At 45.4% G+C, this 8,765-nt stretch carries 11 protein-coding genes and 1 tRNA gene; 3 read left to right on the top strand and 9 right to left on the bottom strand.

The features are described 5' to 3' along the window. The coding region (locus tag PHF79_03265) for an ATP-binding protein (protein ID MDD5318806.1) at positions 1 to 971 on the bottom strand (971 nt) is incomplete at its 3' end. Between the two features lie 107 nt (positions 972 to 1,078). Here PHF79_03265 and PHF79_03270 point away from each other — a divergent pair. From PHF79_03270 to PHF79_03280, 3 genes are all read left to right on the top strand, one after another. After that, complete coding sequence (locus tag PHF79_03270) at positions 1,079 to 1,771, top strand: hypothetical protein (protein ID MDD5318807.1); 693 nt, start codon at positions 1,079 to 1,081, stop codon at positions 1,769 to 1,771. Positions 1,772 to 1,903: 132 nt separating this feature from the next. Continuing rightward, a complete protein-coding gene (locus tag PHF79_03275; protein MDD5318808.1) occupies positions 1,904 to 3,202 on the top strand; it encodes a glycosyltransferase in 1,299 nt (432 codons plus the stop codon). 6 nt (positions 3,203 to 3,208) lie between these two features. Then, positions 3,209 to 3,994, top strand: coding sequence for a thioredoxin family protein (locus tag PHF79_03280; protein MDD5318809.1), 786 nt, complete (start codon positions 3,209 to 3,211; stop codon positions 3,992 to 3,994). Between the two features lie 135 nt (positions 3,995 to 4,129). On the opposite strand, the gene PHF79_03285 is transcribed toward PHF79_03280, so the two are convergent. The 8 genes from PHF79_03285 to PHF79_03320 form a co-directional block, all read right to left on the bottom strand. Beyond that, positions 4,130 to 4,202: transfer RNA gene (locus PHF79_03285), tRNA-Thr, on the bottom strand. 23 nt (positions 4,203 to 4,225) lie between these two features. Continuing rightward, positions 4,226 to 4,618, bottom strand: a complete 393-nt coding sequence (locus PHF79_03290; protein ID MDD5318810.1) for a hypothetical protein — start codon at positions 4,616 to 4,618, stop codon at positions 4,226 to 4,228. Positions 4,619 to 4,627: 9 nt separating this feature from the next. Further along, positions 4,628 to 5,089 (bottom strand): translation elongation factor Ts, encoded by a 462-nt coding sequence (tsf, locus tag PHF79_03295; protein ID MDD5318811.1) that lies wholly within the window; start codon positions 5,087 to 5,089, stop codon positions 4,628 to 4,630. A gap of 41 nt (positions 5,090 to 5,130) precedes the next feature. Beyond that, positions 5,131 to 5,859 (bottom strand): 30S ribosomal protein S2, encoded by a 729-nt coding sequence (gene rpsB, locus PHF79_03300; protein MDD5318812.1) that lies wholly within the window; start codon positions 5,857 to 5,859, stop codon positions 5,131 to 5,133. 74 nt (positions 5,860 to 5,933) lie between these two features. After that, complete coding sequence (locus PHF79_03305; GenBank protein MDD5318813.1) at positions 5,934 to 6,200, bottom strand: helix-turn-helix transcriptional regulator; 267 nt, start codon at positions 6,198 to 6,200, stop codon at positions 5,934 to 5,936. A 244-nt stretch (positions 6,201 to 6,444) separates the two neighbouring features. Further along, positions 6,445 to 7,071, bottom strand: coding sequence for a hypothetical protein (locus PHF79_03310; GenBank protein ID MDD5318814.1), 627 nt, complete (start codon positions 7,069 to 7,071; stop codon positions 6,445 to 6,447). A gap of 2 nt (positions 7,072 to 7,073) precedes the next feature. After that, entirely contained in the window at positions 7,074 to 7,469 is a 396-nt protein-coding gene (locus tag PHF79_03315; GenBank protein ID MDD5318815.1) for a hypothetical protein, read from the bottom strand. A gap of 30 nt (positions 7,470 to 7,499) precedes the next feature. Continuing rightward, the coding region (locus PHF79_03320; GenBank protein MDD5318816.1) for a hypothetical protein at positions 7,500 to 8,765 on the bottom strand (1,266 nt) is incomplete at its 5' end.

The following is an 8,765-nucleotide window of genomic DNA, read 5'->3' on the forward strand; positions in this document are numbered from 1 at the left end:
CTGTTGTAAGTATTGTTGGCAAAAGCCACAATCTTTGGATTGATATCGTCGACATATTGGAGAGCTACTTCCACATTGACGTCTTTTGATTCATTGCCAGTGCCAGCCGCTTTAAATTCTTTTTCCACATAAAAAATATTTTTGTGAAGCGGTTTTTGGCTTTGATTGTAAAAAGCCACCAGCGAACGAAGACCTCCCTCAAAAAAGAAAGTCATGCTTGGCATGTCGATACCCTCGTCTTTAAGATACATAGTCTCCTCGTCGGCGAGAGCTTTTTCAAGAGCTTTGACTTTATTATTCTTGGTTTTTTCATCACCGCCAAGATTGCGGGCATCGAGCACGTTGATCTCGAGAGCTTTGACAAGGTAGGCCTGCTGACGTAGATGGGTATAGATTTTGGTCCAGTCGTATTCAATGCCTTCTTTGAAAATTTCCGCATCAGCTTTGAAAAGCGTGACCGAGCCGTGATTTTTAGTCTTGCCAACTGGCTTGACTTTGTATTGAGGTTTACCAATTTTATAGTCCTGAGTATAGACCAGACCTTCTTTGTGAACATTTACTTTTGTATGAATGGAGAGAGCGTTGACCACCGAAGCTCCCACCCCGTGGAGACCGCCAGACACTTTGTAGCCTTCCCCTCCAAACTTTCCCCCAGCATGCAGTGTCGTCATAATAGTCTCAAGAGCAGAAACTTTGGTTTTCGAATGAATATCCACAGGGATACCGCGACCATTGTCCACCACGCGCACATACCCATCAGGCAAAAGAGCTACCTCGATGCGGTTGCAATGACCACCCATGGCTTCGTCGCGGGAGTTGTCGAAGATTTCCCAGATCAAATGGTGCAGACCCTCAGGGCCAGTCGTACCAATATACATACCTGGTCGCTTGCGGACCGGCTCGAGACCTTCTAGGACAGTGATGGCTTCGGCGCCATAGGTATCACGTTTTTCTTTTGCCTCTTTTGCCATATTTGTCTTACTATTGTACCAAAAAATCCAAAAAAAGCCCATTGACATATGGCTTTTATTACTATATAGTCAGAACAGACTCAAACAATCCTAAAGGAGGATTTAATATGAAATTTGTCATCGCCATCGTACTCAGCATTCTCTGTTTGAACGCTTCGGCACAAGACCCCGTCGGCAACTTGGTCGTCCAAGCCTATGCCTCGGCAAGTCCCTTCACCCCAGACGACATCGTTCGGAACGGTAGTCTGTATTCCAACTTCGTAACTCTTTCCGGGACCCAGGCCTCCATCTGGGTGGGAGAAACGATGTACCTCAGCAACAGCCACCCGTTGGCTTTCAACACCATAGATTCCAGCAATATTACCTGGTTCAATTCCTACTTTCTTGCAAGTGCTCCGGGAGGCACCGTTGTTGGTCCGCTTGGATTTGATCTGACTCAAATATTTCAGACATCGGGAGGCTTCGCCTTCTATGATCAGATGGGTAGCACCGCTATCCGTACCGACACTCTCGGCAACACCATTGCCGGCAACCAGGGAAATATCTTTGCGTTGGTTTTCCAGGTACCGACGGACCAGCTCCAACAGTTGGGTGACCAAGTCATAACGGGTCTGAGCGTCAACGTCAATGACAATGGCACTCCAGGCGTGGGAGACAGCTACGGCTCTGCTGCGGCGTTTGTTTTTCAAAGTGTCCCCGAACCGAGCACGGCCTGGCAATTGGTGGCAGGGCTTGCCATCTCTGGATGTGTCGCCTGGTCAATCTCCTATTATGGAAATAGGCGAAGTAGCCGGCTGTGACCAAAAGTTCCCCTAAAAAAACCAGTGCGTTGCTACACAGCGCCCTGGTTTTTCCTTTACTTTTGTCCTAAAAATGACTGATAAGCGCGGTTGCTAAATAGGCCAAAATGACGTACAATACTAGCTATCCCTATGACAAGCCTGTTGTCTCTATTTGCATCTTCATTCAAGCCTCTTTCTGACACGCTTTCCTATGTCACTATGTTTGGAATACTCTATTTCCAGATTTTTTTGCTGGTGACCTTTATAGGCAAACGCCAGACTATTCGGGAAGAGGAAATGGACCAAACTTTAAGCCAGTCGCGCAATGATACCTACCCCACCGCTACTGTCATCGTGCCCTGTTTTAATGAAGAAAAAACCGTCGACGGCACCATCAAATCTCTCCTTTCCCTCAACTACCCTGCAGATAAATTAAAAATTTTAATCATCAATGACGGCAGCAAAGACAATACAGGTGCCGTCATAGATAAATTTGTCGGGCATCCTCAGATCGAGGTCTACCACAAAGAAAATGGCGGCAAATACACCGCTCTCAATTTTGCCCTTTCAAAAACCACCAGTGAAATAGTTGGTTGTCTAGATGCCGACTCATTTGCCGATCGTGAGGCTCTGAGCCGTATTGCCAACTATTTCAAAAACCCAGAAGTGATGGCCGTGACACCCTCGGTAGTGATCAGTCATTCATCCAACATCATCCGTCAAATCCAAAAAGCGGAATACAACCTGGGTATCTTTGTTAGGAAGGTCTGCGGTATGCTCGACGCCATCAACGTCACTCCCGGACCTTTTTCTTTTTTCCGGCTGGCGGTCTTTAAGAAAATTGGAAACTACAGGCATGCTCACAATACCGAAGATCTCGAAATCGCTTTCCGCATGCAAAAACACCATATGAAAATCGTGAATGCCCATAAAGCCTTTGTCTTCACCGTCGGACCAAACACCATTAAAAAACTTTACAGACAGCGTGTGCGCTGGACAAGCGGCTTTCTCTCCAATCTCGTAGACTACCGCGACATGGTTTTTAAAAAGAAGTACGGACACCTTGGTATGATTGTGTTGCCCATGACTATTTTTGGCGTGATCAGTACCCTTGTCCTGATTGGCCTGGGCTTGATCCATTTTGGTATCTCAATCCACGACCAGATTGTCCGCTATCAGGCTATCGGTGCGTATTTCAAAATGCCGACTTTTGCTTCTCTGAGTTTTGATTGGTTTTTTGTCAACACTAGCGCCCTGCTGGTGATCGGGGTTGGCCTCTGGCTCCTGACAGTGGCCATCATCATGTACGGCCAAAAGATCGCGACCGGTAAGACCCGCCTCGGTATAGATACATTCTATTTCCTTTTCTTTTATTCTTTTATCGCCCCTTTCTGGCTGATCAAATCAGTTTATAATACTACTCTCTCCAAGACAGCGCCTTGGCGTTAAAAAAATATGGACCAACACCAACGACCCCAGTTTGAATGGAAAAAATACGTTATTACTCTAGTGATTACCGTCACTATTTTTGGAACGGCTCTCTATATCAATAACATAATGGATGCCAAGCGAGTTGAAAATGTCAAAGCCATCCAGGATCGCATCTCTCTCGACCTGCTTTCGTCCGAGACACAGTTTGACCTTCTCAAGGAAGGCACCTGCAAAAATGTGAACGAATCGGTCCTTTCGGATGAGCTCGGCACTCTGGCCACCAAGCTTTCATATATGGAAGAAAATGACAGCTCCAACCCCGACCTCATCCAGCTCAAGACATATTATTCTATCCTTGAAATAAAAGATTTTCTTTTGATGCAGCAGCTTGGCCAGCGCTGTCCTTTCAAGCCGGTTTCCATTCTCTATTTTTATTCAAAAGCAGATCAATGCCCCGACTGTCAAAAAATGAGCTACGTCCTCACCTATCTCCGTGAACAATACCCAGAGGTGCGCATTTATTCTTTTGATTATGATCTTGGCCTGTCATTGGTTGAAACCATGAAATCCATGTACAAGATAGGCAACCAGCTGCCCGCCATCGTCGTGGGTGAAAAAGTCTACTATGGCTTTATTGATATAGATCAAATGAAAAAAATCGTGCCTGCCCTAAAACAGCTTGACCAGCAGCATGCTAAGGCGGTCACAAGCACACCGCCGGGCACATCCACAAGTACTAACACTGGCCCCAACGTTGGCGCGACAACTTCAACAGCTTCAACTACTTCAACCTCAAAAATTTCTCAGTGAAATAAGGAGTGTGGGTGAGCATGTCTTTTTGGCGATATGTAATATAAGGCATATTTTTTATGCTTTATATTACATATTGGAGAAAAGACACAATACCCCTTTTCACTTCCCCCTCTTCCCCCAAAAAAATTGTTGAGCCACCTCTCGGACTTGAACCGAGGACCTTCGCTTTACAAAAGCGTTGCTCTACCAACTGAGCTAAGGTGGCAATTGTTCATCGACGACGAATGCCTAGAAATATAACTGATTTGGAGCCTTCTGTCTACTTTTGTGATCTTCGATGTGCTTAATGAAAAAGGAAACCGAGCCGCGATTGTGAGGAATACGGGGCCCTTTGATAAGACGCGAAATGCGTCCAATCAATTTGTGAAAGGCCACGAAACCCTTGATAAAGAAAACTTCAATCGTAGTCAATATACGTTGTCCGGCAGCTTTAAGTGAATGGGCTGAAAAATACTTGGCAAGAGAATGAAACCAGAGACCGACCCGTCTGAGCCAGCTATCGCTTCGCTCAAAAGAAAAAGAGAAAATGGCCCGCCCAGTCTGAAGCTGAAGGAGCCTGTTGCCTAGGAGCACCACAATACCTGCCAATGATACGCCGAGAATAATGGATAGAGATGTCATAGTAGTTTTCTACTTTTCGAGAACCCCAAACCGCACGAAACGCTCCACTTGGATCTTTTCACCAAACTTCTGAATGGCGCTTTCGATCAACTGAGCAATAGTGAGGTCAGGATTTTTGATGAAGGGTTGCTCAAGTAATGCCTCTGACTCTACGGGACTAGTCGCTGATACCTGCATAGCAATATCATAGGCCAGCTTTTTAAACTCTTCATTTTTAGACACAAAGTCTGTTTCTGAGACAAGCTCCACCATGGCACCAATAGTGCCTGTGGAGTGAATATATGCCGCTATAGCCCCTGCTCCAAGGGTCCGATCCCCCTTTTTAGCGGCAATATCCGCCCCCTTTTGACGAAGCAAAACCAAAGCTTTTTCCTTGTCTCCTCCAGCCTCTTCGAGCGCTTTTTTACACTGCATAATAGAGATACCTGTCAGGTCTCGTAATTCTTTGATTTGTTCGGTAGTGATGGCCATAAAATTAAAAAGCGCGGTAGCGCGCGTTAGATTAAATATTATTAAACGATCTTCTTGGCGTTGGTGTAGGCCTCGACAAATTTGTCTACAAAGAAAGCGATGCTTGAGATAGATGAGTCGTTGCCTACAATAGCGTAGTCAACTTTTTTGATATCACAATCAGAGCCACAAAGAGCAATGACCGGAATATTATTTTGTTTGGCTTCAGCGACAGCGATAGCTTCTTTTTTGGAGTCAATCACAAACATAGCCGCTGGCATTTTGACCATAGGAGTCAGACCTAAGAAAAGCACAGTCAGACGGTCGATCTCTCGGTCAATCAAAAGTCTTTCTTTTTTAGTATATTTGACGAGCTCGCCTTTTTCGCGTTTGGAAATGAGGTCGTGGAGTTTTTCTACTCGTTTGCGGATACTGTCAAAGTTGGTGAGAGTACCTCCTACCCAGCGGCCAGCGACAAAGGGCATTTCGAGCAGCTCCCCTGCCTTGCGAGCAATAGCCTGAGCCTCACTTTTGCCTCCTACGATCAGGATCTGTTTGCTTTCGGAAGCTAGTTTTTTGACGAATTCTAGAGCGGCGTTGAGAGATTCTTCAGTTTTTTCGAGGTTAAAAATCTCGACTTTGTTTTTGGCGCCAAAAATAAAGGGCTTGGTAGATGGGTGGCGGCGGGATTTGATAAAACCAAAATGCGCCCCAGCCTTGAAAAGGCCGTCCATCACAGTCCCGGAAGTTGTGTTTGTGTCTGATTTTTTAGCAATTGTGTCTGTGGTCATGTGTCTCGATATACTAGCAAATAGGGGTGTTTTTTGCAACTCTTTTTAGGCTCGCCCAGCCTCTCGACCAAGGCTCAATAAAGCTCTATCCTTATTCTTAGGCCTAGGGTTTCGATGAGCCTTTGGGCAAAGGCTATAGTCGGATTTGACATCCCCGCCTCATAACGGGAGATGGTCGATTGGTCTGTTCCTAGACTTTTAGCAAGCTCAACTTGAGTAAGTCTACTTTTAATCCTGGCATCAACAATAGCAGTTCGGAGTTTGTACTCAAAATCCAATTCCATTGCAATTTCTTTAATGCCAGGCTGACAGCGGTAAAAATCTTTACTTTTTTTGTTCATTTACCCCAGCATCCTAGCATGGCGAGATAAAATCAAAAGAAAGTAAGTCTAAAGAAAAGTTGAAGGGTGGTGAAGAAAAAAAAGGGGTGGTGGTGTCCTTTTTCTCAATATGTAATATAAAGCATAAAAAATATGTCTTATATTACATATTGAGAAAAAGGACACCTGCTACTCTCCATCACTTTTCTTCACTTCCCCTCGCCTAATCAACCAGCATTCTACCCCCTTTTTTTTATTTTTTACCTTATTTCCACCTCAAACTATTTTTAACAAAACCCCAAAACTGGTCTAAGAAAGTCGAACGACTCATGGCCGTATTATAAGCTCTCGCTGCTGCAGCGGCTCTATTTGCGTTTATCACATTTTGATTCATCATATTTTGAGGAAGAGTGCTTGTGCCTACAACCCCGAGAGATCTGATATTTTTGGCTGTCATCGTCAAAGTATCTTGAGAAAAGCTTTCAAAATTGCCCTGAACATTGATGACACTCCCCACAACAACTCCGCCTGAAGAACTAGGATCAGTGATAGTGTTGCTGTCGGTTTTGATCGTAAAAAATACAGGCTTGCCATCGACGGTGCTTGACGCTGAGATGATCCCTCCTGAAATTGAGTTGACCACGGGCCCCGAAAGATTCATGTTTCCCCTCACCACGTCCCCTCTCCCATTAATAGACAAATTGACGGGCATTTGAAAACGAATAGTCGAAGTCGCCATAGGTCTGGGTATGATTAAAGGTTTAGTGGTAGTCGCTTTTGTGCTGGTGGCCAGTTTTTTTACAGTAGCCGCAAAAACCTCACCACTTCCTGCATACAAGAAGAGGGTCAGTAGTAAAACTGCAAAAAATAAAAGCTTACCTTTTTTCAACATTTTTAGAGCATCTTGTTAGCCAACAAACTCATCAGTTTCACTGTATTGTCCTGAGCGGATTTAGCATCAGAGCTCGCTACAAAGGCGTTCCAAAGCTTGAGGATATCAGCATCATTGAGCTGCTGCACGTCATTTTCGAGTTTGACTCGGTCAGCATAGGCAATAGTACCTTTGGTGTTGAGGACAACATCAATGAATTCCTTGAGGAATCTAGAGACTTGGATATGAGAAGCGACAGCCTGAGACTGAGCATCGGCCGCTATCTTGTCGATAGCTTGTTGCTTGATGTTTTCGTTGTATTGAATACTGAAGAAGATGTTTCCCACCAAGAGGATGAGCATCAGGACATTTGAAGCGAAGCGTGTTTTGTCGAGGATACCAGTTGTAAATTTGAACATAATAATTGAATGATTAATAATTGATAATTTTTACTTTCTACCAAACCAACCGCCAACTAACTTCAGCACTTTCTGCCATAGATTTGGTGGCTTGGCTGAAGAAGGGCTAGTTGGAGCAGTAGGAGGAGAAACAATGTTGATTTGAAGGACAATAGGGGTAGATGCTGAGGTCAAGTAGTAGGTACCCGGCGCAGAAGGAGTAGCAAGGGAGAGAAGGTATGGAGGGGTTTTGGAAGTAGAAGTTTTGTCGAGGGAGAAAGTGACGGAGCGGCCAGTGATGGTGCCAGTCACTTTACCTTTACCGATTGGGATCAAGGAGAGATCAAGGGAAACCCCTGGGAGAATGGAAATACTTTCAATGAGTGGATACTTGGTGTTTGAGGTGAGAGTGGATGGGAGAGCTTTACCAAGAGAAGAGACGGCAAAGAGACCTGGAGGGAGTTTGCTTGGAGAGAAGTGTGGAATGGTTAGTGAAGTAGTATGGAGCTTGGCTAGGTCTTGACTGTATGAGACACCGAGGCCTGTGAGGAAGTTTTTGAAAGCTAGGGATTGTTTGAGGAAGGCTGGGATAGGGTCAGGTAAAGGCGAGAAGAGGAAGAATGAGAGAGGATCCTTGAGAGAGAAGGAATTGGTGGAAGTCCCGCCAAAGGTTGGGAGAGTTGGCAGTTTGAGAGTACCTGGGAGATTGATTGGGAGAGTGATTGGTGAGTTGAATGGAGAGATAAAGTGAGTGACGCCTGGGACATATTCGTTGGTACCTCCGCCACCTGATGGAGTATTGGATTCGGCTGGTGGATTGTATGGAGCCGAAGGTGGGGTTGGGGGTGGAGTAGAATATGAGGAAGTCTCACCAGAAGTACCGTTTCCTCCACAAGAGCCTGCCCCGTTTCCAGCCGTGACCGATGTCGTGTAGCTTGTTGAATCGCTTAAGTTGATGTGTCCCCCATTTCCACCAGAGCCACAAGTCGAAGCGTTGGCACCGTTCGCAATGATGGGAGTACTTGGAGCAGTCGAGGTGGTGGAAGTGGCATTGACTGTTCCTCCGTTTCCTCCATTACCTACACTCCCTGTGCCTCCCCCGCCATTGACTGTAATAGCACCCGTGGTCGATGTAGCCAGGAGAATAATACCTCCATTTCCTCCATTGCCTGTCGTACTTAAATGGCCATTCGCCGTGATACTTGTGGTGGTGGCGTTGTAGATAGTAATATTTCCGGCGTTTGATCCATTACTTACTCCGTTTGATTGGATTGTGCCTGTGACAATAATATTTTTCAAAGTAATATTGTGTCCCTG

The sequence above is a fragment of the Candidatus Paceibacterota bacterium genome, assembly GCA_028714275.1.
GTDB lineage: Bacteria > Patescibacteriota > Minisyncoccia > Phycocordibacterales > CAINVO01 > CAINVO01.